This is a genomic window from Nonomuraea sp. NPDC049028 (assembly GCF_043197735.1).
Classification (GTDB): Bacteria; Actinomycetota; Actinomycetes; order Streptosporangiales; family Streptosporangiaceae; genus Nonomuraea.
The window spans coordinates 1083305-1107672 of sequence record NZ_JBICTR010000001.1 but is presented as its reverse complement, the minus strand read 5'-3'; the positions used below and the strand labels follow the sequence as shown (position 1 = coordinate 1107672).

General features: G+C 68.3%; 20 protein-coding genes and 3 tRNA genes. 14 read left to right on the top strand and 9 right to left on the bottom strand.

Annotation, left to right across the window (positions count from 1 at the left end):
* Positions 1–129: 129 nt before the first annotated feature.
* A complete protein-coding gene (locus ACGFJ2_RS04870) occupies positions 130–627 on the top strand; it encodes a DUF2087 domain-containing protein (protein WP_358201309.1) in 498 nt (165 codons plus the stop codon).
* Here ACGFJ2_RS04870 and ACGFJ2_RS04865 read toward each other — a convergent pair.
* The 7 genes from ACGFJ2_RS04865 to ACGFJ2_RS04835 are packed head-to-tail and all read right to left on the bottom strand — an operon-like array spanning position 624 to position 10062.
* Entirely contained in the window at positions 624–2228 is a 1605-nt protein-coding gene (locus tag ACGFJ2_RS04865; protein ID WP_393464716.1) for a beta-N-acetylhexosaminidase, read from the bottom strand. The two genes, ACGFJ2_RS04870 and ACGFJ2_RS04865, sit on opposite strands and share 4 nt — an antisense overlap.
* An 11-nt stretch (positions 2229–2239) precedes the next feature.
* A complete protein-coding gene (locus ACGFJ2_RS04860; RefSeq protein WP_393464713.1) occupies positions 2240–4177 on the bottom strand; it encodes an NPCBM/NEW2 domain-containing protein in 1938 nt (645 codons plus the stop codon).
* 10 nt (positions 4178–4187) lie between these two features.
* Positions 4188–5732 carry an alkaline phosphatase D family protein gene (locus ACGFJ2_RS04855; protein ID WP_393464710.1) on the bottom strand — a complete coding sequence of 515 codons (1545 nt, stop codon included), beginning with the start codon at positions 5730–5732 and terminating at the stop codon, positions 4188–4190.
* Positions 5729–7057 carry an ABC transporter substrate-binding protein gene (locus ACGFJ2_RS04850; RefSeq protein ID WP_393464707.1) on the bottom strand — a complete coding sequence of 443 codons (1329 nt, stop codon included), beginning with the start codon at positions 7055–7057 and terminating at the stop codon, positions 5729–5731. Before ACGFJ2_RS04850 ends, ACGFJ2_RS04855 begins: the two co-directional genes overlap by 4 nt.
* Before the next feature lie 10 nt (positions 7058–7067).
* The gene (locus ACGFJ2_RS04845; RefSeq protein ID WP_393464704.1) at positions 7068–7877 is read right to left on the bottom strand and encodes a carbohydrate ABC transporter permease; all 810 of its coding nucleotides are present in this window, start codon (positions 7875–7877) and stop codon (positions 7068–7070) included.
* 8 nt (positions 7878–7885) lie between these two features.
* Positions 7886–8767: a sugar ABC transporter permease gene (locus ACGFJ2_RS04840; protein ID WP_357959414.1), complete on the bottom strand. Its 882-nt coding sequence runs from the start codon at positions 8765–8767 to the stop codon at positions 7886–7888.
* Entirely contained in the window at positions 8764–10062 is a 1299-nt protein-coding gene (locus tag ACGFJ2_RS04835; RefSeq protein ID WP_393464701.1) for a glycoside hydrolase family 36 protein, read from the bottom strand. The genes ACGFJ2_RS04840 and ACGFJ2_RS04835 overlap by 4 nt, the downstream gene beginning before the upstream one ends.
* 166 nt (positions 10063–10228) lie before the next feature.
* Here ACGFJ2_RS04835 and ACGFJ2_RS04830 point away from each other — a divergent pair, with 166 nt between their 5' ends.
* The gene (locus ACGFJ2_RS04830; RefSeq protein ID WP_393464698.1) at positions 10229–11380 is read left to right on the top strand and encodes an ROK family protein; all 1152 of its coding nucleotides are present in this window, start codon (positions 10229–10231) and stop codon (positions 11378–11380) included.
* A 21-nt stretch (positions 11381–11401) separates the two neighbouring features.
* Here the strand turns inward: ACGFJ2_RS04830 and ACGFJ2_RS04825 are convergent, their stop codons facing one another.
* Positions 11402–12379 carry a helix-turn-helix domain-containing protein gene (locus ACGFJ2_RS04825; RefSeq protein WP_393465292.1) on the bottom strand — a complete coding sequence of 326 codons (978 nt, stop codon included), beginning with the start codon at positions 12377–12379 and terminating at the stop codon, positions 11402–11404.
* A 34-nt stretch (positions 12380–12413) separates the two neighbouring features.
* On the opposite strand from ACGFJ2_RS04825, the gene ACGFJ2_RS04820 reads away from it, so the two are divergent.
* Complete coding sequence (locus ACGFJ2_RS04820; RefSeq protein WP_393464695.1) at positions 12414–13193, top strand: phytanoyl-CoA dioxygenase family protein; 780 nt, start codon at positions 12414–12416, stop codon at positions 13191–13193.
* A gap of 9 nt (positions 13194–13202) precedes the next feature.
* On the opposite strand, the gene dusB is transcribed toward ACGFJ2_RS04820, so the two are convergent.
* On the bottom strand, positions 13203–14312 hold the full coding sequence (gene dusB / locus ACGFJ2_RS04815; protein ID WP_357959401.1) for a tRNA dihydrouridine synthase DusB: 1110 nt from the start codon (positions 14310–14312) through the stop codon (positions 13203–13205).
* Between the two features lie 81 nt (positions 14313–14393).
* Between dusB and ACGFJ2_RS04810 the strand changes: the two genes are divergently transcribed.
* From ACGFJ2_RS04810 to ACGFJ2_RS04760, 11 genes are all read left to right on the top strand, one after another.
* Positions 14394–15029 carry an ACT domain-containing protein gene (locus ACGFJ2_RS04810; protein ID WP_357959398.1) on the top strand — a complete coding sequence of 212 codons (636 nt, stop codon included), beginning with the start codon at positions 14394–14396 and terminating at the stop codon, positions 15027–15029.
* A 38-nt stretch (positions 15030–15067) separates the two neighbouring features.
* Positions 15068–15139, top strand: a tRNA-Gly gene (locus ACGFJ2_RS04805).
* A 14-nt stretch (positions 15140–15153) separates the two neighbouring features.
* Positions 15154–15227 (top strand) — tRNA-Cys (locus ACGFJ2_RS04800).
* A gap of 1 nt (position 15228) precedes the next feature.
* A tRNA-Val gene (locus ACGFJ2_RS04795) sits at positions 15229–15303 on the top strand.
* Between the two features lie 231 nt (positions 15304–15534).
* A complete protein-coding gene (locus ACGFJ2_RS04790; RefSeq protein WP_364000756.1) occupies positions 15535–15810 on the top strand; it encodes a hypothetical protein in 276 nt (91 codons plus the stop codon).
* Positions 15779–16297, top strand: a complete 519-nt coding sequence (locus ACGFJ2_RS04785) for a DUF6879 family protein (RefSeq protein ID WP_393464690.1) — start codon at positions 15779–15781, stop codon at positions 16295–16297. The genes ACGFJ2_RS04790 and ACGFJ2_RS04785 overlap by 32 nt, the downstream gene beginning before the upstream one ends.
* Positions 16298–16310: 13 nt before the next feature.
* Positions 16311–17168, top strand: a complete 858-nt coding sequence (locus ACGFJ2_RS04780) for a helix-turn-helix domain-containing protein (RefSeq protein ID WP_393464687.1) — start codon at positions 16311–16313, stop codon at positions 17166–17168.
* Between the two features lie 33 nt (positions 17169–17201).
* On the top strand, positions 17202–17582 hold the full coding sequence (locus tag ACGFJ2_RS04775; protein ID WP_393464684.1) for a hypothetical protein: 381 nt from the start codon (positions 17202–17204) through the stop codon (positions 17580–17582).
* Positions 17579–18202, top strand: a complete 624-nt coding sequence (locus ACGFJ2_RS04770) for a hypothetical protein (RefSeq protein WP_393464681.1) — start codon at positions 17579–17581, stop codon at positions 18200–18202. Before ACGFJ2_RS04775 ends, ACGFJ2_RS04770 begins: the two co-directional genes overlap by 4 nt.
* 235 nt (positions 18203–18437) lie before the next feature.
* Complete coding sequence (locus tag ACGFJ2_RS04765) at positions 18438–18833, top strand: hypothetical protein (RefSeq protein ID WP_393464678.1); 396 nt, start codon at positions 18438–18440, stop codon at positions 18831–18833.
* 397 nt (positions 18834–19230) lie between these two features.
* The gene (locus ACGFJ2_RS04760; RefSeq protein WP_393464675.1) at positions 19231–24360 is read left to right on the top strand and encodes a DEAD/DEAH box helicase; all 5130 of its coding nucleotides are present in this window, start codon (positions 19231–19233) and stop codon (positions 24358–24360) included.
* Positions 24361–24368: the final 8 nt, after the last annotated feature.

The window sequence follows — 24368 nt, the reverse complement described above, 5'->3', positions numbered from 1 at the left end:
ACACGCGCGTTCCTTTAGTCTCCGACAGCTAAGTTCGTCATAAGGTCATGACAATGTCTCAAGATCGGGACATTTGGTGGGAGTCCCGCCGCAGGCGTCGATCCGGCGATCATGGGACAAAATAACCGAATGAGCGATGAAGAGAACAGGCGCGTGCTCGGGCTGCTCGCCCAGGACGACACGCTCCGGGCGTTCGCCTCTCTGGTGCTCGGTGTCACCGACGGGCTGTCGCCGAAGGTCCTCGCCCGGCTGGCCGCCGGTGGGCTGGCCGTGCGGGGCGAGGACGGCGCGTGGCGGGCGGCGCCGGAGAAGTTCCGTGAGCTGCTCCGGGCACGAGCCGCCGAGCCCTCGGACGAGGTCGGCGCCGAGGAGCGGCTGCTCCGGACGTTCCTGGTGGACGGGCGGCTGACGACCATGCCCACGAAGCGGGACAAGAAGCTCGTGGTGCTGCGTTACATCTCGCGGGTGTTCGAGCCGGGCGTGCGGTATTCGGAGAAGGACGTGAACGTGGCGCTGCGGGCCTTCCACGATGACTACGCGGCGTTGCGCCGCTATCTGGTGGACGAGGACCTGCTGTCGAGGCACGACAACGTCTACTGGCGCAGCGGCGGGCCGGTCGAGCTCTAGCTCCGGAGGTTGCTGGTCCAGGCGTCGATCTTGGCCTGCCACCGCGCGCGGTCCTCCGGGCGGCCGGGGACACCGGGGCGGGTCTGCCAGGGCAGCGGCCCCGACTCCGGCCGGTACTCCACCCCGATCGCGGCCAGCCGGGGCAGGTGGGCCGCCAGCCGTACGCGGAAGTCGGCCAGATCACGGGCGGGCGGGCTCCACACCGTCTCCGCGAACGCCGCCACCCTCGGGAAGGCCATGTAGTCCATGTGCCGGTTGGAGTCGATCAGCTCACTCCACAGGCCGCACTGCGACCCGAGGACCCGCGCCTCTGCCGGATCGTCGCGCAACTCCTCCGGAACCGGGTCGAAGGCATACACCTCCTCCAGCGTCAGCACGGTCCCGAACGGCACCGGCTCGTTCTCCCCCGGCCCCTGCCGGTAGTCGAAGTAGACAGAGGTGTTGGGGCAGGTGATCACGTCGTGCCCGGCGCGGGCCGCCGACACCGCCCCCAGGTCGCCGCGCCAGGAGGCCACCACGGCGCCCGGCGCGAGACCGCCTTCCAGGATCTCGTCCCACCCCACCAGCCGGCGGCCGCGCTCGGCCAGGTAGTCGTCGAAGCGGCGGATGAACCAGCTCTGCAGTTCCTCCTCGTCCCGCAGCCCGAGCTCGCGGATGCGGCGCCGCGCGGCGGGGCTGTCGCGCCACTGGTCCTTGCGGCACTCGTCGCCGCCGACGCACACGTACGGGCTCGGGAACAGCTCCAGCACCTCGTCGAAGACGTTCTGGAAGAAGGCGATCGTGCTCTCCTCGACGTTCAGCACGTTCACCCCGACGCCCCAGGTGGTGCGCACCTCCAGCGGGGTGTCGAGGTTGCCCAGCTCGGGGTAGGCGGCGATGGCGGCCTGCGTGTGGCCGGGCAGGTCGATCTCGGGCACGACGGTGACATGCCGGCGCGCCGCGTAGGCCACGATCTCCCGGATGTCGTCCTGCGTGTAGTAGCCGCCGTGCGGGCGGCCGTCCATGGCGCCGTTCCAGCCGGTCTGGCTCTCCTTGCGCCAGCCGCCGACCTCGGTCAGCCGGGGGTAGCGCTTGATCTCGACGCGCCAGCCCTGGTCGTCGGTGAGGTGCAGATGCAGCACGTTGAGCTTGTGCAGGGCCATCAGGTCGATGAAGCGCAGCACGTCCTGCTTGACCATGAAATGCCGGGCGACGTCGAGGATGCAGCCGCGCCACCCGAACCTCGGCTCGTCCTCGATCAGGACGGCCGGCAGCACCAGCGGCCCGCCCGCCGACGCCTTCCTGAACGCGGCGGGCGGGAGCAGCTGCCGCAGGCTCTGCGCGCCGTAGAACACCCCCGCCGGGCCGCCGCCCTCGATCACCACGCCGTCGTCGGCCACGCTCAACCGGTACGCCTCGGGCGGCAGATCGTCGCGTAGCCCGAGCGTGATCGTTCCCGAGCCCGGCCCCGGCAGCAGCTCCCCGCCGACGACCGGGCTCAGCTCGCCCCGCAACCAGGAGGCGACCTCGCCCAGCGGCGGCGACGCCGTCACCGAGGTCTCCCGATCGAGGACGAACCGCCCCTGCCGGATCTCGTACCGGACGGGCTTGGGAACGATCATGAGCTCTCTTTCTACTGGCAGGTGATAGAGGCGTCGGCGAAGTCGGCGTGGTCCGACGTCGCGTTGTCGCCGCCGTTGGTCGCGACCAGCCGGACGTACGTGGCGCCCTTCACGGACGCGGTGACCTTCCTGGCGGGTTGCGCGCCGGTGACGATGCCCGAGTGGGCGACCCGGCCGCCGTCGGCCCAGACCTCGAGGTCGGCCGAGCCCGCCTGGCCCACCTCGTCGTCGATTCCGGCCTGGAACTCGACGGTCGAGCAGCGGCCGGCGGTGTAGAACTCGATGTCGGCGGGCGCGTGGGCACCGAGCCCCTTCACGTACGTGACCCCCTCGATGGTGATCGGCTTGCCGTCTCCGGCGGCCTTCTCGCCGTTGCTGGTGTCCTTCTCGACCGGGCCGAAGTAGTTGGCGACGCGGGTCCAGGGCAGGTCGCTCAGGTACGTCCGGCCGGAGCCGGGCGCCCGCGCGACCTTGACGACGGCGGTGGCCGCGGACTTGGCGGCGGTGGCCGAGAGCTCGTAGTCCTTGAGCTCGGCTCCGGCGGGCGGTGTGACCGCCCACTTCACGGTGAGGCTCTCGCCGCCGTCCAGCCGCCCGGTCCTGGTGGCCGTGCGCGCCCTGGCCCGCCACCCTTCAGGTACGGCCAGCGCCACCTCGACGTCCCGCAGCCGGTCCGTAGCCCCGGTGTTGGTGACCCTGGTGACGACCTCCCGCTCCTTGCCCGGCTCCAGCACGGACGGGTGATCGTCGCCCAGGAGTCCCGGGTCCACCTCCACCAGCACGGCGGGCGGCGCCTTCTCCCGGCTCTGGCTCACCCGGTAGAGCACCGACCCGTGGGCGGGCACCTGGGCCGCCAGGTCGCCCTCCGTGGTCGTGACCGCGCCGGTCCACAGCTCCTCGACGCGGTAGCGGGCGGGCTTCAGCTTGGTGGAGATCGTCGCCGCCCGGTCGCTCTCGTTGAACAGCAGGATCGCCTGATCCCCGTTCGCCAGGGGCTTGGACAGCACGTGGTACCAGCCGTCGGAGGTCACCAACCGGCCCGGCACGCCCAGCGCGTCCTGGTCGACGGCGATCACCTTGGGGTTGGCGACGATCGCCGGCGGCGCCTTGGCCGGGTCGGCCTGGAGGATGAGCGGAGCGGCGCCGACGGCCCAGAGGCTGACCTGGGTGCGGTACTCGGCGTCGGTCATGCCGCCCCGGCCCGCCTGGACCAGGTCGGGGTCCGCCCAGCTGCCCGGACCCGCGTACTGGACCCTGAGCTGGTTGGTCTCCCAGACGTCGACCATGGTCGCGTAGCTGTCGGGCAGGGGCTTGTTGTAGACGTTGGTCCGCCAGGTGGTGGCCTTCGCCTCCTTGCCCCACAGCCACGGCACGGTGCTGCCGTCCTCATTGTTCATCGCGAACTCGATCGCGTCGCCGAGCGCCTGACGCATGCGCGGGTAGAGGGTCTGGGCGATCTGCTGGACGTTCTGGCCGGGGAAGTCGGCGGCGGGGACGTTGCACCAGTCGTACTTGACGTAGTCGACGCCCCAGCCCTTGACCTGCTCGGCGTCGGCGGCCTCGCTCTTGTAGGAGCCGGCGCCGCCGCCGGAGCACGCCTTGGTGCCCGCCGACAGGCTCAGGCCGAGCTTGAGCCCCTTGCCGTGCAGGTAGTCGGCCAGCGCCTTGACGCCGGAGGGGAAGCGGGTGGCGTCGGGGGCCAGGGCGCCGCTCGTACGCTGGGCGGCCAGCCAGCAGTCGTCCAGGATGACGTGGTCGTAGCCGGCCGGGGCGAGCGCGGCCAGGGCGTCGGCCGCCTGCCGTACGGACGCCTCCGAGACCGAGCAGCCGAGCGTCCGGCTGCTCCAGCCCATCGGCGGCCCTTGCGGGGCGGCGTCGGCATTGCCGGGTAACGGGACGAAGGGCAGGGCGATGAGGGCCGCCGCGAGGGCGGCCGTGGTTGTGCGCATGGGAGTCCCGTCAGGCTGGGTGGAGCGCCGGGTCGCCGGGCTCGATGACGAAGGAGCCGGAGGTGTAGGCGGGGGCGTAGGGCTCGGTGACGCGGGACAGCGAGCGGAAGTCGACCTTCATCTCCCGCTCGGTGAGCTTGGCCCGCACGTAGCCGCGGCGGCCGTTGAAGAACTTGACGTGCGGGTTCTCCTCGAGCAGGACCTGCGTGTTCGGGTACTCGTCCAGGCCGTTGCCGGCGCTGGTGACCGAGGTGGTGACGAGTTCGACGGCGACCGACTTGGAGGCGGGGTCCTGGTAGTCGCGCTTGATCTCGCCCGCCCAGTGAGAGTGCACGTCGCCGGTGAGCACGACGCCGTTGCGCTTGTAGTCGTCGATGGCGGCGGCCAGACGGTTGCGGGAGGCGACGTAGCCGTCCCAGCCCTCGTTGGAGTAGCCCTTGCCCTCGCCGTTGGTCCAGTCCATCTCCATGAAAAAGACCTGCTGGCCGAGCAGGTCCCAGGTGGCCTTCGAGCCGCGCAGTTCCCCGTCGAGCCAGGATTCCTGGGCGGCGCCGAGGATGGTCCGGTTGGGGGCGAACCGCTCCAGGCAGTCGGCGCCGACGGTGCCGCTCTTGCCGGTGCAGGGGTAGATGTCGCGATATTGGCGGGTGTCTAACAGGTGCAGGTTGGCGATCGCACCCCAGCGGATGCTCCGGTACAGCTTGAGCGCCGCCCCGTCCGGCTTCTGGGCGCGGCGCAGCGGCATGTTCTCGTAGTACGCCTGGAAGGCGGCCGCCCGGCGGGCGAGGAAGGGCGGGTCGGGCTGCTCGGGCACGTCGCCGGCCCAGGCGTTCTCGATGTCGTGGTCGTCCCACACCACCACCCAGGGAGCGATGGCGTGGGCCATCTGGGACTCCGGGTCGGCCTTGTGCTGGGCGTGCCTGAGCCGGTATCCGGCCAGGTCGAAGCACTCTCCCCCGGCCTGGTCGCGCACCGGGTACTTGTAGTCGCCGTACTCGTAGATGTAGTCGCCGAGGAAGGCGATCAGGTCGGGCTGGTCCTCGGCCATCCTCCGGTACGGGGTGAACCAGCCGGTCTGGTAATCGGCGCAGGAGGTGAACGACAGGTTGAGCGCACGGCTGCGCGTGCCACGGGCGGGGCTGGTCAGGGTGCGGCCGATCTGGGAGATCTCACCGGCGGCCTTGAAGCGGTAGAAGTACTCGGTGCCGGGGTTCAGGCCGTCGAGCTCGACGTGGACGCTGTGGGCCGCCTCGGGCCGGGCGAGGTCGGCGCCGCGCCGTACGACATGGCGGAAGTTCTCGTCCTTGGCGAGCTGCCATTCGACCGGTACGGGCCGCGATGGCATGCCGCCGAGCCCGTCGAGGGCGACGGGGTCCATGGCCAGGCGGGTCCACAGGACCACGCCGTCGGGGGCCGGCTCGCCGGAGGCGACGCCGAGCTGGAAGGGGTCGGAGATCGGGGCACGGCGGGCCGCCGCGCGCACGGGTGAGGCACCCAGTGCGGCGGTCAGTCCCAGTCCGGCGCCCCCAGCGAGGAGTGAGCGCCGGCTGATCATTTGACGGTCGCGTTCCCTTCCGTGACGGCCTGGTCGGCGGCCTGCTTGGGGTCGAGCTTGCCGAGGTACATCTCGTTGAAGATCTGGTTGAGCTTGGTCTCGAAGCCGGTGAACCCGGTGGTGACGGGCAGCGGGAACGTGGTGCCCTTCGACTCCTCGACGAACGGCGAGACGTCGATCTTCTTCTTCTGCCAGTAGTCGACGTAGCCCTGGGTGAGGCCGTTGAGCGCGGGGAGGATGTAGCCGTCGGCGGCCATCAGTTTCTGCGGCTCCTCGCTGCCGAGGTAGGCGGCCAGCTTCATGGCCTCCTGGGGGTGCTTGCTCTTGGCGTACACGGCCTCCGACAGGCCGTTGAGGTTGACCGCGCGGCCGGCCGGGCCCTCGGGCATGAGGGCGACGCCCATCTCGAAGTTCGCCTCCGGCGCGACGTAGGGCAGCAGCGCGTTGTTGGCCGGGAACATCGCCACCTCGCCCGCCTTGAACATGTCGGTGGCCTTGCCGGTCGGCGGGTTCGTCTGGGTCGCGGGCGGCGAGACGTGATACTTGTTCACCAGGTCGACGCCGAACCGCAGGGCCTGCACGGAGGCGTCGTCGTTGAAGGCGTACTTGCCGAACGGCTGGTCGAGCAGCTTGCCGCCGTTGGAGTTGACCCAGTTCATCCACTGGGTCTGGTAGTGGTTCCAGGAGGCGAAGCCGTAGGTCTTGACCTTGGCCGGGTCGAAGCCGGGGTCCTCGGGGTGCTTGCCCGCCTCGTCCACGGTCAGCTTGCGGGCGATCTCCAGGAACGTGCCGGAGCCGTCGGGCTTCCAGGTGAGGCTGGCCGGCATCTCGACACCGGCCTTCTTGAACAGATCCTTGTTGTAGAGCAGGCCGACGATGCCCCAGTCCTTGGGCACCCCGTACAGCTTGTCCTGGTAGGTAAACGACCCGACCACCGTTGGATGAAATTTCGTGGCATCGAGCTTGAGGGGCGACATGTCGGCCAGGACACCCTTGGTGACGAACTCGGGGAACTGCGACGGCGTCATCCAGAAGACGTCCGGCGCCGTGCCGGCCACCGCGTCGGCGGTGAGCTTGGTCCAGTACTCGTCGTACGGCATCAGCTCGATCTTGACGTCGATGTTGGGGTTGGCCTTCTCGAAGGCCGCCATGACCTTGTCGTAGCCCACCTTCTGCTGGTCGTCCCAGAGCCGGTAGGTCAACGTGACCTTGCCGTCTCCGCCGGTTTCACCGCCGCCGCCCGAACCGCAGGCGGTCAGGGTGAGCGTGGCGGCGGCCAGCAGTGTCACGGCATGGCGGAGCTCGCGTATGCGGGGGGATCGCATATGACCTCTCTTACTTGAGGCCGGTGAGGACCACCGACCGGACGATGTACTTCTGGAAGAAGATGAAGATCGCGATCATCGGCACCAGCGCGATCAGGCCGCCGGCCATGATCAGGTTGTAGTCCACGCCGATGCCGGAGTTGAGGGTGGCGAGGGCGACCGTCATGACCTTGGTGTCGTCACCACTGGTGATGATCAGCGGCCAGATGAAGCTGTTCCACGACGAGATCACCGTGATGATCGTCAGCGTGCCGATCGCGGGGCGGCAGAGCGGCAGCAGGATTCGGGTGAGGATCCTCAGCGGGCCCGCCCCGTCGATCCGCGCCGCCTCTTCGAGCCCGGCGGGCAGGCCGCGGAAGAACTGCCGCATCAGGAAGATCCCGTACGGCGTGCCCAGAATGTACGGCGCGAGCAGGCCGTACCACGTGTTGACCAGGCCGAGCTCCCGCATGATCAGGAACAGCGGGATCATCGTGACGGCGCTGGGCACCATCATCGTGGCCACGTACAGCCAGAAGAGCACCTCGCGCCCGCGAAAGCGCAGCCGCGCGAACGCGTAGGCGGCGAACGTGGTGAACACCAGCTGGCCCAGCGTGAGCAGCGCGGTCATCACCACCGTGTTGAGCAGGTAGCGGGGGAACTCGCCCCCGAGGAGCTTGGTCAGGTTGGCGGTGGTGGGCGGCAGGCCGGGCACCCACGGCTCGGTCGAGTTGAGCTGGCCCTGGGTCTTGAAGGCGGTCAGCACCACGAGCAGATAGGGGAAGACGGCGACGAAGGCGCCCAGGGTGAGCGTGGCGTAGAGCAGGATGCGCTTGGTCATGACGTCCTTCAGCTCATGTCGTAGGTGGTGCGCTTGCCGAAGAACCTGACCTGCACCAGCGTCACGGCCAGGATGACCGCGAAGAGCAGCATCGACAGCGTCGAGGCGTAGCCGAAGTCGAACTCCCTGAACGCGGTGCCGAAGATCTTGAAGTTGATGACCTCGGTGCTCTGGCTGGGCCCGCCGTTGGTCATCACGAAGACGGTGTCGAAGACCTGGAAGGCGCCGATCAGGTTCGTCACCATGACGAAGAACATCGTGGGGTTGAGCAGCGGCAGCGTCACCCGCCAGAACCGCTGACGCGGGGTGGCGCCGTCGGTGGCGGCCGCGTCGTAGAGCTCCCTCGGGATGCCCTGCAGCCCGGCCAGGAAGAACAGCATGTTGTAGCCGGTGTACTGCCAGACGTTGACCAGCGCGACGGCGGGCAGGGCCCAGGTGGGGTCCGACAGCCAGTCGGGGCCGGTGACGCCGATCACGGCCAGGGCGCTGTTGATCGCGCCGTCACGCGGGTCGAAGATCCAGTTCCAGACCAGGCCCATGACGATCGGGGTGGCCATCCATGGCACCACGAACAGCGAGCGGAACACCCTGACGCCCTTGATCCGCTGGTTGAGCAGCAGGGCCAGCACCAGCGCCAGGACCGTCTGCAGGGGGATGCAGAGCAGCACATAGACGACGGTGATCCCGAGGGAGTGCCAGGAGTCTCCGTCGCCGGCCAGGCGGCGGTAGTTGTCCAGTCCGGCGAAGGTCGGGGGCGACAGGAGCTCCCAGTGGAAGAAGCTCAGCACGAAGACGATGACCATCGGCAGCAGCAGGAAGGCGAGCACACCCAGCAGGCTCGGGCCGATGAACAGGTAGGCGTGCCAGTCGCGCCTCCTCCTCACTCTCATGACGGCTCCGTCGTGGTGGGGACCATCAGGCGCCGGGTGGTCTCCAGGCCCCAGTCGTCGAGCGCCGCGATCGGGTCGCTGGAGCCGCGCAGGCCGCCGGTCGCCTCGATGTGCGCGGCCCATTCCTGCCTGGCCTCCACCTCGGGGCGCAGGATGATGCAGTCGGGGTCGTTCACCCACCAGCGGGCGTGCAGGAACTCGCGGGCCGCGCCGGTCAGCCGGGCGCCCAGCTGGGACGGCTGGCTGATGTCGCCCGACTTCGGGTGCAGCGTGGGCGCGATGTCCGGGCTGACCCGCATGATGTCGACCAGGCCGAGGCTGGGCAGCATGGGCGCGCCGCAGCCGTGCAGGGTGGCGTCCGGGCCGGCGCCCTCGCGGATCAGCTCCAGCCCGCGCCGGTAGGCGGCGATCGGGTCGAGGTCCTCGTGCCTGCGGCCCGCCAGCGCCCCGGCATAGATGAAGTCGAGCTTGAAGTGGGTGATGCCGTACGCGGCGAAGGTCCTGAACACCTCGACCAAGTGGGCGGCGGCATCCGGGTGAGTGACGTCGAGCACCGCCAGGTCCTGGTCCCACATGCGGCCCGCGTGGGCGCCGCCGACCAGCCAGTCGGGGTGCTCGCGGAAGATCCGGCTGCGGTGGCCGACCAGGAAGGGCGCGGTCCAGACGCCGGTACGCCGGCCCGCCTCTCCCAGGGCTTCCGCCACCTTTCGCAGCGAGCCGAAGCCGGGGCGCGGGTCCAGCCAGTCACCGATCTCGGCCTCGTAGCCGTCGTCGACGAGGAACATGTCGGCGCCCAGCCCGTGCCGCTCCGACAGGCGGAGGTTGTCCAGGACGTCGTCCTCGGTGACCTTGCCCCAGTAGCCGTACCAGGTGCACCACATGGGGGGCACGGCCGGAAACGTCCTGGGCGCGTAGCCCTCGGCCATGCCCGCTGCCCAGGTTTCCAGCGACTCGCCGGTCAGGTGGCGTACGGGCCCGTTCGCGCTCACGATCAGACGCCCGCCCTCCTGACGCGCCCGGATGGAGGGCACCTCCACGGGGCTCGGCGCGGACCACAGCTCCAGCGGCGCGCCGCCGCCGGGGTCGATCGCGAGCAGCCCCTCACCCTGGAACACCCCGGCGGGCACCGGCGTCTCCGGGCGGTAGCAGAGGATCTGGATGTTGTCGTCCGCGGGCCTGGGCGGGGTCTCGCCGAGGCGGTAGGCGCCGGTCGGGCTCCACGACTGCCACCCGTGCTCGAAGACCCGGGCCTGCCCTGGCTGATGGACGACCTCGCCCACGTCTGCGAACGACATCAGACCCTCAATTCCTGTTGATCTACTTACGAAGGAGCGCTTCATTAGTAGCACCAGGTCTTGCGGAGGGTCAATGCCCGATTCTGCGCGGAATTGCTGGTGTTGAAGCAGAAGCGAACGCTGGCATAATGACGAGTTACAGAGGACACCTACGTTAGGGGCGGCGATGGCGAACCTGCGCGGCGGCGACCTGTCCCGGCTCAGGCAGCTCAACTCGCTGACCGCGATACGGGCGCTGCGCGGCGCCGGACCGCTCACCCTCTCGGCGCTGGCCGAGCGGACGGGGCTGTCGCGGCCCTCCATGAAGGAGGTCGCCGACGAGCTCATGGAGCTGGGCTGGGTGGAGGAAGTACCGCCTTCGCCGGGCACGATGGGCCGGCCGGCCCGCCGCTACCGGTTCCGCGCTGACAGCGGCTGCCTGGTCGGGGTGGACATAGGCGGGCACAACGTACGGGCCGCGCTGTCCGACCTCGACGGCGAGATCCTGGCCGAGACCCGGCAGCCCGTCCTTCCGGACGCGCCCCTTGAGGAGCGCCTGGCCGCCATAGACCGCGCGGTCTCCGGCTGCCTGGCGCTCAGCGGCAGGTCGGCCGCGGACCTCTGGACGGTGGCCGTCGGCACCACGGGCGTGCTCACGCCAGAGGGCCGCATCGCGTTCTCGGCCGCGATCCCCGTCTGGACGGGCCTCGACCTGGCGGCCAAGCTGCGCGAGATGTTCCCGTGCCAGGTGCTGATCGAGAACGACAGCCGCCTGGCCGCACTCGCCGAAGCCCGCCGGGGCGCCGCGCAGGGCGCTCGGGACGTGGTGTTCCTGCACGTCGGACGGCGCATGGGCACCGGCCTCATCATCGACGGCAAGGTGCACCGGGGCTTCGGCGCCGCCGCCGGCGAGATCGTCATGCTGCCGGAGGCCCGCTGGTACGACGCTCCCGAGCACCTCAACGGCTGCGAGGTCGTGCCGGACGGCACCGCGCCCGAGGACGCGGCGGGCTACACGCTGGCGGCGGCCCGCGACGGCCACCCCATCGCCCTGGCCGCGGTCAACCGCTACGTGGACGACCTCGCGGTGGGGACGGCGGCCATGGTGCTCGTTCTGGACCCGCAGATGGTGGTGCTGGGCGGCGGCTTCTCCCGCTCGGCCGACGTCCTGCTGGCGCCGCTGCGGGAGCGGCTGGAGCGGGCCTGCATGCGGATGCCGGAGGTACGCGCGTCCACGCTGGGGGACGAATGCGTGGTGATGGGGGCCATCGACTACGCCGCCGACCACCTGGACAGCGAACTGTTCACCTCCGACGCACCGCTGACGCCGCTGCGCTGATCATCAGGTGTTTGACCGGCATCAGGCATTTGATCGGCGGAGACGGGAGCGGAAGTCGCGGGGCGGCATGCCGTACTCGTGGCTGAAGGCCCGGCTGAAGTGGAACGGGCTGACGAAGCCCGACGCCGCCGCGACCTGGCCGACGTCCATGTCCGTGACCTCCAGCAGCCGGGCCGCGTGCCGGATCCGCGCCCTCCGTACGGCCCGCATGGGCGGGTGGCCCGTCTCGGTCGTGAACAGGTGCGCGAACCGGGAGGGCGACAGGGCGACGGCCCTGGCCAGGGAGGCGACCGAGTGGGGCGCGCCCGGTTCGGCGGCGATGAGGGCCAGCGCCCGGTGGACCCGCGCGTCACCGGGCTCCTCGGCACGCCGGGCGTCGCCGACCGGCCGCGCGGCGGCGGTGGCCAGCACGATCACCTCCTCGACCGCGTTCAGCACCAGCTCACGGGCGGGGCCGGAGACGGCGACGGCGGGCGCGTACTCGCGCGCGAGGCGGGCAGTGGGCGCCTGCGCGGCGCGGGCGGCGGGCGCCTGCGCTGGGTGGTCGGCGGGCATGGGCTCGCCCAAAGAACGGACGGCGGGCGGGAGCCAGCGGGCGTTTCTGGCTGCGCGGCCGAATGCCTCGTCGATCTGGGCGCGGGTCGGCTCGGGCACGCCTTCGACCAGGTGGCAGCCCGGAGCCCGGGCGTGCTCGGCGAGCCAGCCCAGCCAGGCCGGGCGCGGCTGGAAGTGCGCCCACCAGAAGCGCCACCGCTCCGCCCCCGGCGCGACCCGGTAGTGCTGCGCGGCGTCGGCCCCGAGCACCACCAGATCCCCCGGCCCGGCCGTGAACGACACTCCCGCCTGCTCGACCAGTCCCGCCCCGTCCTGGGTCCACATGAGCAGCCAGCTCGGCGACCCGCTGACGCGCCGCGTGGCGTAGCCGGGCCGGTTGTCGAAGTGGCCCACGATCGTCAGCTCCGCAGCAGGAACAGACATCTCCTCAGCGGTCACAGGCATACCGTTCACCGGTCCGGCTCCTTAGCGTGAAGGTATGAGGCTGACAGATTTCCATGATCGAGGGTTCGTCCTGGTGCCCGGTCTTCTGGCCGCGGATGAGGTGGTGGAGCTGCGGGAGGAGTTCATGGCGCTGCACGCCCGGGGCCCGATCCCGGGTCACTTCTCCCCCAAGCCGCAGGACCCCGGCCAACCGTACGACATCCTGCGCGACTACCCGCGCGTCATGCACCCCCACCAGGTGAACGACGTCGCGCTACGGTACCTCCTCGACGCCCGGATCGCCGCCGTGCTCCGCGACCTGCTCGGGGAGGAGCCGATAGCAGCCCAGAGCATGTTCTACTTCAAGCCGCCCGGCGCGCGCGGGCAGGCGCTGCATCAGGACAACTTCTACTTGCGGGTCGAGCCGGGCACGTGTGTGGCCGCCTGGGTGGCGCTGGACCGCGTCGACCGGGCCAACGGCGGCCTGGAGGTGGTGCCCGGCACGCACCTGATGGACCTGTTCTGTCCCGAGGAGGCCGACAACAACGTCTCCTTCACCAAGGACTACGTCCCGCCACCGCCGGGCCTCGAGCGGGTGCCGGTGGACATGGATCCGGGCGACGTGCTGTTCTTCAACGGCAGCCTGGTCCACGGCTCCGAGCCGAACAGCACGGCCGACCGGTTCAGGCGCAGCTTCATCTGCCATTACGCGGGCCGCTCGGCCGAACGCATCTCCGCGTACTACCCGACGCTCACGATGTCGGGCGACCCGGTCCAGCTCCAGCCCGCCACCGGCGGCGGCCCCTGCGGCACAGAGGCGGTCGGCCCGCACTAGATAGACAGCTCAGCCGCCGGATATATCCGACTCAGCGTCCGACGGCACGACACAATCCCACGGGTCGTCCAGCCAGCCGTCCGGCAGCAGCACCTTGCCGCGCTCGCCCGACTTGCCGCGCGGGGTGTCGGTGTTGGGCGGCCACGGCTGGTCGTGCTCCAGCTTGGCCAGCCCCTCCCGCAGCCCGTCGAGCGAATCGGCGGTGGCCAGCTCACGCCGCAGCTCGCCGCCGACCGTGAACCCCTTCAGATACCAGCCGACATGCTTGCGGAAGTCGGCGATCGCGTAACGCTCGATGTCGAAGCACTCGGTGAGCCCTTCGGCGTGCCTGGCCATCATCCCGGCCACCTCGCCGAGGCTCGGCCGTACCCGCTCCGGACTGCCGTTGAACGCGTTCTCCAGATCCCTGAACAGCCACGGCCGCCCCAGGCACCCGCGCCCGACGACCACCCCGTCGCAACCGGTCCGCGCCACCATGCGCAGCGCGTCGTCGGCGCACCAGATGTCGCCGTTGCCCAGCACCGGAACCTCCGGCACCGCCTCCTTCAGCCTGGCGATCGCGTCCCAGTCGGCCACGCCGCCGTAGTGCTGCTTGGCCGTACGCGCGTGCAGGGCGATCGCCGCGACCCCCTCCTCGACGGCGATCCGGCCGGCGTCGAGGTAGGTGAGGTGATCGTCGTCGATGCCCTTGCGCATCTTCATCGTGACGGGCAGCGGGCCGGCGTTCGCCACCGCCGCACGCAGGATCCGCCGCAGCAGATTCCTCTTGTACGGCAGCGCGGAGCCGCCGCCGCGCCTGGTGACCTTGGGCACGGGGCAGCCGAAGTTCAGGTCGATGTGGTCGGCCAGGTCCTCTTCGGCGATCATCTTGGCCGCGCGGCCCACGGTGTCGGGGTCGACGCCGTACAGCTGGATGCTCCTGGGCCGCTCCGACTCCGCGAACCTGATCATCCTGAACGTCTTGGGGTTGCGCTCCACCAGCGCCCGCGTGGTGATCATCTCGCACACGAACAACCCGGCGCCCTGCTCACGGCAGAGCACCCTGAACGCCGCGTTGGTGATGCCCGCCATCGGCGCCAGCACGACCGGCGGCCACACCCCTATCGGTCCAATCTTCACCCAGTCAGTTGTAGCGCAGGTCAGGCCGTGACGGGTATTCGCGGATAGGCTGTGAACTGGCATCTAGTGGGGAGGGGACGGATGCTTCTGCGAGTACGCATCGCACTGCCCGACCGGCCGGGTTCGCTGGCACAGATCACCCGGGTCCTCGGCACGGTCGGAGCCGACATCACCCAGTTCACCGTTCTCGACAGGGGCGCCGGCCGCGCCGTGGACGACATCACCGTCTTCTGCCCCGACGGCACCCCCAAGCAGACCCTGCTCAAGAGCCTGCAGAGCGTCGCCGACGTGGCAGTCGAAGGCATCTGGACCACCCGGGAGGCCCCGGGCACCTACCCGGAGCTGGAGATCCTCAAATACATCACCACGGCGGGCGACAGGGCGCTGACCACCCTGGTCGACTCGCTGCCGGTGCTGTTCAGCGCCGACTGGGCCGCCACCGCCGCCGAGCGCGGCGTCATCTACGCCAGCTGGCGCGCGCCGCAGCAGGTGACGCTGCCGAAGGACGTACCATCTCGGCCCATGGCCCTCACGCTCGACGACGGCCTGCACGTCATCCACGCCCCGCTCCCGCCGCTGGCCCTCACCCTGCTCCTGGCCAGGAGCGACGGCCCGGCCTTCCACCGCATCGAGGTGCACCGCCTCACCCGCATCCTGGAGATCTTCCTCAGCCTGCCCGCGACGGAACGGAGCGTGGCCCGCCAGCTCCGCAAGTGAGCATCCGGTCAGAAAACCCGCTAGAGTTATGGGGCAACGCGGAAGTGGCTCAGTGGTAGAGCATCACCTTGCCAAGGTGAGGGTCGCGGGTTCGAATCCCGTCTTCCGCTCGGATGGGCGACTCGGTGGAGTGGCCGAGAGGCGAGGCAGCGGCCTGCAAAGCCGTCCACACGGGTTCAAATCCCGTCTCCACCTCCAAGGACGATTAGCTCAGCGGGAGAGCACTTCCCTGACACGGAAGGGGTCACTGGTTCAATCCCAGTATCGTCCACCAGACCCGTTCAACAGGAGTCACAGCCCCAGCTCGCGGCACATGCCGGGAGTCTGGGGCTTCTTCCTGTTCGGGGCTGTTTGTGGCTGACATCAGCATGGGTGCCGACTTGCTGATGACCCATCCCAGTACGCTAGATGGCCAGGTCAGCTCACGAGCAAGAAGCTCTTGACTCTGTGTGTCCGTCGCGCGACTCTTGGTGCTCACGGCATTAGACCAGGAGGGCGAAATCTCGTGCAATCCTACGGTGATGCAGATGATCTCTCTCTAACCTTCTACTGCAAGGACCCCGATTCCAATCAGGACAACGAGTGCGAGACGTTCTACCGGACAGATCGAGGGTCTTGGCTCGTACAGGTCAAGAAGCGCGGCTCCAGGGTAGGGGCGCAGCTCATCGGCCTCGGGGAAGACGAGACGTTCGGGGAACTCTCCGACCGCACCATGAACGCGTTCGTCCGCAAGTACGTGAGGGAGCATTATGGAGTTGATCTCTCCGAAGGAACGAGCTGATCTGGTCAACAACATCAGCCGGGAAGCACTCCACGTCGAGATGCGGGACAACTACGGCATAGACGCTGATCTGTTCGCCAACTGGCAGGCAGGCGACCGGGAGGAAGTCCCTCGCGTTCTCAAGCCGTGGTGTGATCGGGTCAAGGCTGGGGTTGCGGAGGGCAAGACATACCGTCGCGTGTGCGTGGTGTCAGAACCTCTTTCCGCGTACCAGCGGTGGTGCTTCGAGGCGACGAATGGCCTCAAGGTCGAGGCTGGGGAGGACCTGCGTTGGGTGCCACGACGGCTGACCTCAACGTTGAGCCTGTCAGGGAATGACTTCTGGTTGCTCGACGGTGAGACGGTCGTGTTCAACGTCTTCGACGGGACGGACAAGCGCGCCGAGATTCAGCTCTACCGAGACCCCGCCACCCTGAAGCACTGCGCTGACGTATTCTCGGCTCTGTGGGACCTGGCCATCCCGCACCGCGACTACCGGCCCGCCTGACAGCGTTCCGCCCTTGTCTGAACAAGACCAAGTACAAGCTGCCCGAAAGGCGTTCGGGCAGAGGCTTCGCGCCCTACGCCTGGACGCCAATCTCAACGGCCGCCAACTCTCAGCTCGATCCGGCATGCGCGACTCCAAGATTTCCCGGATCGAGCTGGGACGGCAGAATCCCACGGAAGACGACATACGGGTTTGGTGCCGTGCGTGCGCTGCAGAGGACCAGGTCCCCGAACTGATAGCCGCGCACCGGCAGATCGATGAGATGTGGGAGGAGCACCGGCAAGCGATGCGTGCCGGGCTCAAGCAGCAGAGCGAGCGAATCAAGCCGCTCTACGAACAGACCAAGCTGATACGTGCCTACGAGCCTCAGACCGTTCCCGGCTTTCTGCAGAGGCCGGGATACACACGGGCTGTCATCGAGGATGTGTCCCGATTCCATGGGCTAACCGATGACATAGACCAAGCCGTCGAGGGACGGATGAACCGCCTGCGCGTCCTTGAGTCCGGCAGGTGCATGTTCTCGTTGGTGGTTGAGGCAGGGGCGCTCTACGCCCAACGCGGCAGCCTCGCTGTGATGTTGGACCAGCTTGACTACGTCGAACGTGCGGCCAGATTCGCGAATGTGGCGCTAGGCGTCATCCCTCTTGGCCGACTCCGAACCATCTGGCCGGGAGAAGGGTTCTACGTCTATGACGAGTCGCTGGTTCGCAGCGAGCACTGGACCGGGGGCTACCGCACCAAACGTCCCAGCGAGATAGAAACATACCTACGGATCTTCAAGCTGTTGCAGTCCCAAGCCGTCTACGGCGAGGCCGCACGAGCGGAGATAGACGCCGCACGCAGGCTGCTGCAATCTCGGGAAATCTCCTAGTCCCTGATCCGGCCGGATTCCTATGGTCGATGCATGCCGCCGGGACACTCTTCTCCCCCTGACCAGGCCCCGCACAACAGGGTATCTGCCGCGACCGCCGATCAGCTCTACGAGGCTCTGGAACCCGTACAGCAGGCGTTGAGACGACGGCATATCCCGTGCCTGCGGGTAACGCTGATTAGCCTGGAACTGCGGGAACAACAGCCGAATCGGTCGTTTCCGCAGTACCACATGCCCGCCCTGGAGATCTGGAACCGGCTGGGGAAAATCGTGGCAGCGGTAACCGTGAGCGTGGACTTGCGCCACTTTCAGGTGGCCGTCCCCTCCCAGCAGGAGGAGCCCTACACCGTGCCCACCGAGACTCCGGAGCTGGTGGCGGCGTTCATCCCCGGCTATGGCCGGGAAGTGTCGTGACCCTGATCACAAAGGTGTCGGAGACGGGCTTCCGCTACCCGTACGTGATCGGGTGGACGGGTGAGGCCCAGCAGCACGCGTTGCGGTGGAGGCGACACCGGGACGGCGACACACTGGCCTATCTCGATCACCGCGCGTCCGATTACGCCTATGGAGTGCTGCGGCTGCGGCAGGGTCAGCAGATGACGGGCAAGCCCAACTTCAAGACGGTCAACACCCGCCGCCAGTGGCGCTGCATGGACAAGCGACTGTGCCAGGTGTGCGCCCAACCGGCGGTGGACCCGGACACCGGCCGGATCTGGTGGCTGCTGTCCTCCGGCTACGGCGACGGGGGAGACGGCTACACCAACGCACCCCCGACATGCCCGGCCTGCGTCCCGCAAGCGATCTCGCAATGTGCGCACTTGCGACGCAACGCCGCCGTCTTCACCGTGGCCGACTGCTCACCGTACGGAGTACGGTCGGATCTGTTCGCTCCCCACCTACCGCCGCTAATGCCGTACGAGTGGAACGCCATCGTGGCCTTCGACGACCACGACGTCCGTCATGTGCTGGCTCGTGAACTGCTGATGCGGCTACATGACGTGCGGCCGGCCGTGACAGGAGCTGATGCGCCGTAGACGCTCTCCTGGCTGTCCTTACGCTGGCGCGCTGGGGCATGACACGTGGGACGGTGAAGTTCTGGAAGGCCGAGAAAGGCTGGGGAGCGATCTCCTCCACCGATCTACCCGCCGGGCGTAGCGCCGATCTGCAGGAGCGGCCTCGGTATCAAATCAGCGACTCTGCCTGATGGATGGGGCGTGCGGGTGTTGGGTGTGGTCTACGGATCGGGCTCAGCATGGCCGGGAGGCCGGTGTGCGACGGGTGGCGAGGATCGTCAGGTACATCTGCGCGGCGCTGGCGCTCACCTCGGCGCTCGTGGCCGCCGCGGTGGCATCCAACCAGATCCTCAACGACGACAAGTGGGTACTGGGCTGGGCGGCGTGGGCCTTCGGTCTCACCCTGCTGGGGCTGTTGCTGACCCTGGCCTGGGAACACACCGCGGCTGCCGGGGACCAGTCAGCCGGCAACCGGGCCAGCGGGATCGGGAAGATGTCGCGTCGTCGCTACCGGCGAGCTTCGAACGTAATCTGTGCGACGCGACGGTCTGTGTCCTGGCCGCAATCAACCGGATCAACCAGGCCCGCCAGGATGCTTCGCACCCATACCTGTGCCTGGCCCATGCGCTCGGCGGAGTGCTCGCCGCACTGATCGCCCTCACCCCTCATGAAGAGCAGTACCGGCCAAGCGCCGAACCGCTCCCGGGCGTCACCCTGGTTCGTGCCTGACACGGTCGCCGCTGGGGGGACAGGCGGCGGAGCCGCATGAGCCAGCCGAGGTTGCGTCCGCCACCCCAACAGCGAGACACGGATGCGGAACACGAGGCAGACCCCGAACCATCTATTGAGCGTGCCACTTGAAGCCCCCACCGGTGATCAACCTCTTACTTCAGAGAAAGGTGTATTGGGGCGAGTAACACCCAGTGATGCAGCTGGGATAGATGAGAGGGCGAATCCCGCAGGTCCGTGTCAGCACGGTGTCGCGGGGTGCCGGCGCTGACCGGTAGCGTGCTCCTCCAGGAGTTGGAAGATCGCAGAATACGGGCGGAATGGACGTCTTCAAGGTTCATGAGCAGTTGATCGCCGACTATGCGGCGTTCACGTCAGGCTTTACCGAGATCGAGGACGCCCGCATCAAAGAGCACGTCCAGAAGCGGCTCTCCGAAGGAGAGCAGTGGCCCGATCCTTACCTGTCGCTGAACCCGAATTTCGCCTCCGGCGGGTCCATCGCCGATCTCGTACGGCAGCGCCTCCTCGTCAAAGAGTGTGAGCGCATCTTCCGCGTCGGTAAGGACGACGGCGCGGAAGGGCATGTGCTCAATCTGCACCGCCACCAACGCGAGGCGGTGGAAATCGCGCGGACCGGTGCGAGCTACGTTCTCACCACCGGCACAGGATCTGGAAAGAGCCTCAGCTACATCGTGCCGATCGTGGACTGGGTGCTTCGCCAGAAGGAGAGCGGAACCTACCAGCCGGGTGTGAAGGCGATCATCGTCTATCCGATGAACGCCCTGGCCAATAGCCAGGTCCACGAGCTCGACAAGTTCCTCAAGCAGGGCTACGGCACAGGCCGGGAGCCGGTCACGTTCCGACGTTACACGGGCCAGGAGACCGGGAATGAGCGCCAGCAGATCCTGGCCGACCCGCCGGACATCCTGCTGACCAACTACGTGATGCTCGACCTGGTCCTCACCCGGCCGGGCGAACGCGACAGCCTCATCACCGCGGCGCGCGGCCTGCGCTGGCTGGTCCTGGACGAGTTGCACACCTATCGCGGCCGTCAAGGTGCGGATGTGGCCATGCTGGTCCGTCGGGTCCGGGACGCCTGCGAGGCCACCGAGATCCAGTGTGTCGGCACCTCCGCGACGATGACGACCGAGGGCAGCGACCAGGATCGGCGCAAGAAGGTGGCCGATACGGCGGCCCGCCTGTTCGGCGTACCGGTGGCGCAGGCGCACGTCATCGGAGAGACCTTGGAGCGTGCCACGACGGCCGATCCGGACGTGGTGACGAGCCTCAGGATCCCGGAGGACTACGAGAGCTTTGTCGCCGCTCCCCTCGCCGCGTGGGTGGAGACCCAGTTCGGCGTCGTCGCCGCCCCCATCACCGGCAAGCTGACCCGCCCGCCCAGGCCCAGGACGGTTCCTGAAGCAGCGCTGGATCTGGCGGAGCTGACCGGGCGGCCCCGCGAGGAGTGCGCCGCCGCCATCCAGGAGGCGCTGAAGCGGGGTGCGGCGATCACTCTTCCGCGCACCCAGCGGCCGGTGTTCGCGTTCCGGCTGCACCAGTTCCTGTCCAAGGGCGACGACGTCTACCTGAGTGTCGAGCCGGAAGGTGTCCGCTATATCACCAGCCGCTACCAGACGGTCGTCCCCGAATCGGGCAAGGAAGATCACATCCTTTTGCCCGCGTCGTTCTGCCGGGAATGCGGCCAGGAATACCTGACCGTGCGGCGAGTGGACGACCGTGGCACCACCCGGTTCACTTCCCGCCGCGACAACGACGCGAGCGGCGAGGAGTTGAACGGTTACCTCTACATCTCGCAGGATTTCCCCTGGCCTGACACGACGCAGATCGCCATCGACGACCAGCGGGTGCCGGAGTCGTGGTTGGAGACCCTCACCGACGGCTCCCCGAGCGTGCTGCCCGCCAAGCGGAAGTACCTGCCCGAGGTGGTGCACGTCGCCCCCAACGGCCATCGCGGCGACGAGGGCACCCGGGCAGCGTACGTCGCCGCGCCGTTCACCTTCTGCCTGCGCTGTCGCACGTCGTACGAGCAGGTCCGCGGCAGCGACTTCGCCAAACTGGGCTCGCTGGCGGTCGAGGGCCGCAGTTCGGCCACGAGCGTGATCAGCTCGACTGTCGTGCGCAGCCTGCGCGAGCACGACCCAGAGCTGGAAAAGGATCAGCGCAAGCTGCTGGCCTTCACCGACAACCGGCAGGACGCCAGCCTCCAGGCAGGCCATTTCAACGACTTCGTGCAGGTCGTCCAGCTCCGCGGCGCGCTCTACCGGGCGTTGCTGGGCGCGCCGGACGGGCTCACCCATGAAGTGATCGCGCAGAAGGTGACCGACACGCTGAAGCTGGAGCTCGCCGACTTCGCGCAGAACCCCGAGGTCCGGTTCACCGCGGAACGCAACACGTGGCGGGCGCTGCGCCAGCTCATCAACTACCGGCTCTACCTGGACCTGGAGCGTGGCTGGCGGATCACCATGCCCAACCTGGAGCAGACCGGCCTGCTCAAGGTCGACTACCTCGACCTGCCGGACATCGCCGCAGCGCAGGATTTGTGGGACGGAGCGCACTACGCCCTACGCGACGACCGGCCCGAGCACCGCGAGGAGTTGCTCCGGACGCTGCTGGACGAGCTACGCCGGGCGCTGGCCATCGACGCCGACTGCCTGACCGAGCCGGGTTTCGAGCAGATCAGGGAGGAGAGCCGCCACTACCTCAAGGACCCATGGGCGATGGAACCGACCGAGAAGGTCGTCTACGCCGCGGTCGCCTACCCGCGTGCCGGTCGCCATGGCGGTCAGCGATCCACCCGCGACCTCCATCTGACCGGCTTCGGCGCCTACGGCAAGTATCTCCTCAGGGAGCATCCGGGGCTCGCCAGGGACGACGCGCACGCGATGATCCGCGACCTGCTCGCGATCACCGAACGCTGCGGGATCCTCACCATGGAGCGGGACGGATACCAGCTCAAGGCGTCGTCGGTCATCTGGCGGCTTGGCGACGGCAAGTCGGGCGCCGAGGACCGGATCCGCAAGCACGTTGCGGCCGACAGGGGGCCGCGGATCAATCCGTTCTTCCAGCGCCTCTACATGGAGAAGGCGGCGAACCTGGCCGGCCTTCAGGCGCGAGAGCACACCGCCCAGGTCATGAACGAGCTCCGTACCCTTCGTGAGGATCAGTTCCGCGCCGGTGACCTTCAGGTGCTCTACTGCTCTCCCACGATGGAGTTGGGCATCGACATCGCCAGTCTCAACGCGGTGGCGATGCGCAACGTCCCACCGACCCCCGCCAACTACGCCCAGCGGGCCGGCCGCGCGGGCCGGTCGGGACAGCCCGCGCTGGTGGTCACCTACTGCGCCACCGGCAGCGCCCACGACCAGTACTACTTCCGCAAGCGCGACCAGGTGGTGGCCGGGTCCGTGGCCGCACCACGACTCGACCTCACCAACGAGGACCTCATCCGCTCCCACGTGAACGCGATCTGGCTGGCCGAGACCGGGCTGCCGCTCGACACCTCCATCGGCGGCATTCTCAACATCGACATGCCCCGATTCCCGCTCCTTCGAAAGGTGAGTACGGCCGTCGTCAACCGCGACGCCCAGCTTCGAGCCGCCGAACGAGCCCGTTTCGTGCTTGCCGAGCAGGTGGAGGAATTGGACATCACCTCCTGGTGGCATGACGACTGGATCGACCGGGCCGTGGATGACGCGCCCAAAGCGTTCGACGCGGCCTTCGACCGGTGGCGCGATCTCTATGAGGCGGCACAGGCCGAACGTGAGGAGCAACACCGGATCATCGGTGACTTCTCCACCGGCAAGAGGGATCGCGACGTGGCAACCGCCCGCCGAAGGGAGGCCGAGAACCAGCTCAAGCTGCTGCGCAACGAGGACTCCCTGGATTTCCAGACCGACTTCTACTCCTATCGGTATCTGGCCTCCGAGGGCTTCCTACCCGGTTACTCCTTTCCTCGGCTGCCGCTGCGCGCCTATATCGCCGCGCGCAAGGGGAAGAACACCGAGGTCGAGTTCATCCATCGGCCGCGGTTCATCGCGATCCGCGAGTTCGGCCCCGACGCGCTCATCTACCACGAGGGCTCCCGCTATCAGGTCAAGGAGGTCCAGCTCGCCCCTGCCGAACAGGGCGGCAACGGCCTGGACACCAAATCTGCACGCCGCTGCGAGTTCTGCGGTTACCTGCACGACTCCATCGTCGGCATCGACGTCTGCGAGTCCTGCGGCGGGCGACTCGGCAAGACCATGCACCGGCTCCTGCGCCTCCAGACCGTCAAGACGGTCCGCCGCGACCGCATCTCCTCCGACGAGGAAGAGCGCCGCCGGGCGGGATACGACCTGGTCACCTCCTATCGCTTCAACGACCACGGCGTACGACCGGGGCGACTGGACGCGACAGCCGTCCACCGCGGTGCGGACGTCCTGGGGCTGCAGTACGGCGACACCGCCACGGTGCGGGTCACCAACATGGGCCGCAGGCGGCACACCACCGACGGGTTCTGGATCAATGTCCAGACCGGCCGCTGGTTGTCGGAGAAGGACGCTCTGACCCCGGACCCCAGCCCCATCGACGACGCCAGCCGGGTGCAGGCCAAGCAGCAGGTCATCCCCTACGTCGAGGACCGTCGCAACATCCTGGTCACCCGTCTGGCTCCCGGCCGGACCACCGGTGATGACGCGGCGATCAGCTTCATGTACGCGCTGGAGCGCGGCATCGAGGCCGAGTTCCAGCTGGAGGACAGCGAACTGGCCAGCGAACTGTTGCCCGACGACGCGCACCGGGGCAGAGCACTGTTCATCGAGAGTTCCGAGGGCGGCGCCGGTGTGCTGCGACGGATGGTCATGGAGAAGGACGGCCTGGCGAAAGCCGCCAGACGAGCGTTGGACATCGCCCATTTCAATCCGGAGACCGGTGCGGACGAGGGCGGCGCCATCAACGGCGAGCGCTGCGCGAAAGCCTGCTACGACTGCCTGCTCTCCTACAGCAACCAGGGCCACCACGAGCTCATCGATCGGCACCTCGCCCGTGACCTGCTGCTGTCTCTCGCTCATGCGGAAGTTCCTGCGCCTCCGGTGGCCAAACCGCAGGACACCTGGGAACCAGTGCGGCACAGCGCCGAGCCCAACGATCCCCTGCACGCGTTCGTCCGCTGGCTGGAGGAGTGGGAGCATCGCGCGCCGGACGCGCTCAGTCCAGAACTGGACGGCTGCGGTGCCCGTCCCGAACTCGTCTACGACATCGCCACCGGGCAGGTGGCCGTGTTCGTCGACGGCCCCGACAACGCGTCCCAATCAGGCCGGGATGAGGACGCCGAGGACGAGCTGCGCGATCTCGGCTGGAGCGTCGTACGTGTCCCCTACGGTGGGGACTATTCGCAGATCGTGAAGAGATACCCCAGCGTCTTCGGGGCAAGCCGGAGGGAACAACGTTGACCGCGGTT

Bases quoted from the DNA above. Each gene is read 5' to 3' on its own strand.
- ACGFJ2_RS04870 (WP_358201309.1), top strand. From the start codon at position 130: ATGAGCGATGAAGAGAACAGGCGCGTGCTCGGGCTGCTCGCCCAGGAC.
- ACGFJ2_RS04865 (WP_393464716.1), bottom strand. From the start codon at position 2,228: ATGATCGTTCCCAAGCCCGTCCGGTACGAGATCCGGCAGGGGCGGTTC.
- ACGFJ2_RS04860 (WP_393464713.1), bottom strand. From the start codon at position 4,177: ATGCGCACAACCACGGCCGCCCTCGCGGCGGCCCTCATCGCCCTGCCC.
- ACGFJ2_RS04855 (WP_393464710.1), bottom strand. From the start codon at position 5,732: ATGATCAGCCGGCGCTCACTCCTCGCTGGGGGCGCCGGACTGGGACTG.
- ACGFJ2_RS04850 (WP_393464707.1), bottom strand. From the start codon at position 7,057: ATGCGATCCCCCCGCATACGCGAGCTCCGCCATGCCGTGACACTGCTG.
- ACGFJ2_RS04845 (WP_393464704.1), bottom strand. From the start codon at position 7,877: ATGACCAAGCGCATCCTGCTCTACGCCACGCTCACCCTGGGCGCCTTC.
- ACGFJ2_RS04840 (WP_357959414.1), bottom strand. From the start codon at position 8,767: ATGAGAGTGAGGAGGAGGCGCGACTGGCACGCCTACCTGTTCATCGGC.
- ACGFJ2_RS04835 (WP_393464701.1), bottom strand. From the start codon at position 10,062: ATGTCGTTCGCAGACGTGGGCGAGGTCGTCCATCAGCCAGGGCAGGCC.
- ACGFJ2_RS04830 (WP_393464698.1), top strand. From the start codon at position 10,229: ATGGCGAACCTGCGCGGCGGCGACCTGTCCCGGCTCAGGCAGCTCAAC.
- ACGFJ2_RS04825 (WP_393465292.1), bottom strand. From the start codon at position 12,379: ATGCCTGTGACCGCTGAGGAGATGTCTGTTCCTGCTGCGGAGCTGACG.
- ACGFJ2_RS04820 (WP_393464695.1), top strand. From the start codon at position 12,414: ATGAGGCTGACAGATTTCCATGATCGAGGGTTCGTCCTGGTGCCCGGT.
- ACGFJ2_RS04810 (WP_357959398.1), top strand. From the start codon at position 14,394: ATGCTTCTGCGAGTACGCATCGCACTGCCCGACCGGCCGGGTTCGCTG.
- ACGFJ2_RS04785 (WP_393464690.1), top strand. From the start codon at position 15,779: ATGGAGTTGATCTCTCCGAAGGAACGAGCTGATCTGGTCAACAACATC.
- ACGFJ2_RS04775 (WP_393464684.1), top strand. From the start codon at position 17,202: ATGCCGCCGGGACACTCTTCTCCCCCTGACCAGGCCCCGCACAACAGG.
- ACGFJ2_RS04760 (WP_393464675.1), top strand. From the start codon at position 19,231: ATGGACGTCTTCAAGGTTCATGAGCAGTTGATCGCCGACTATGCGGCG.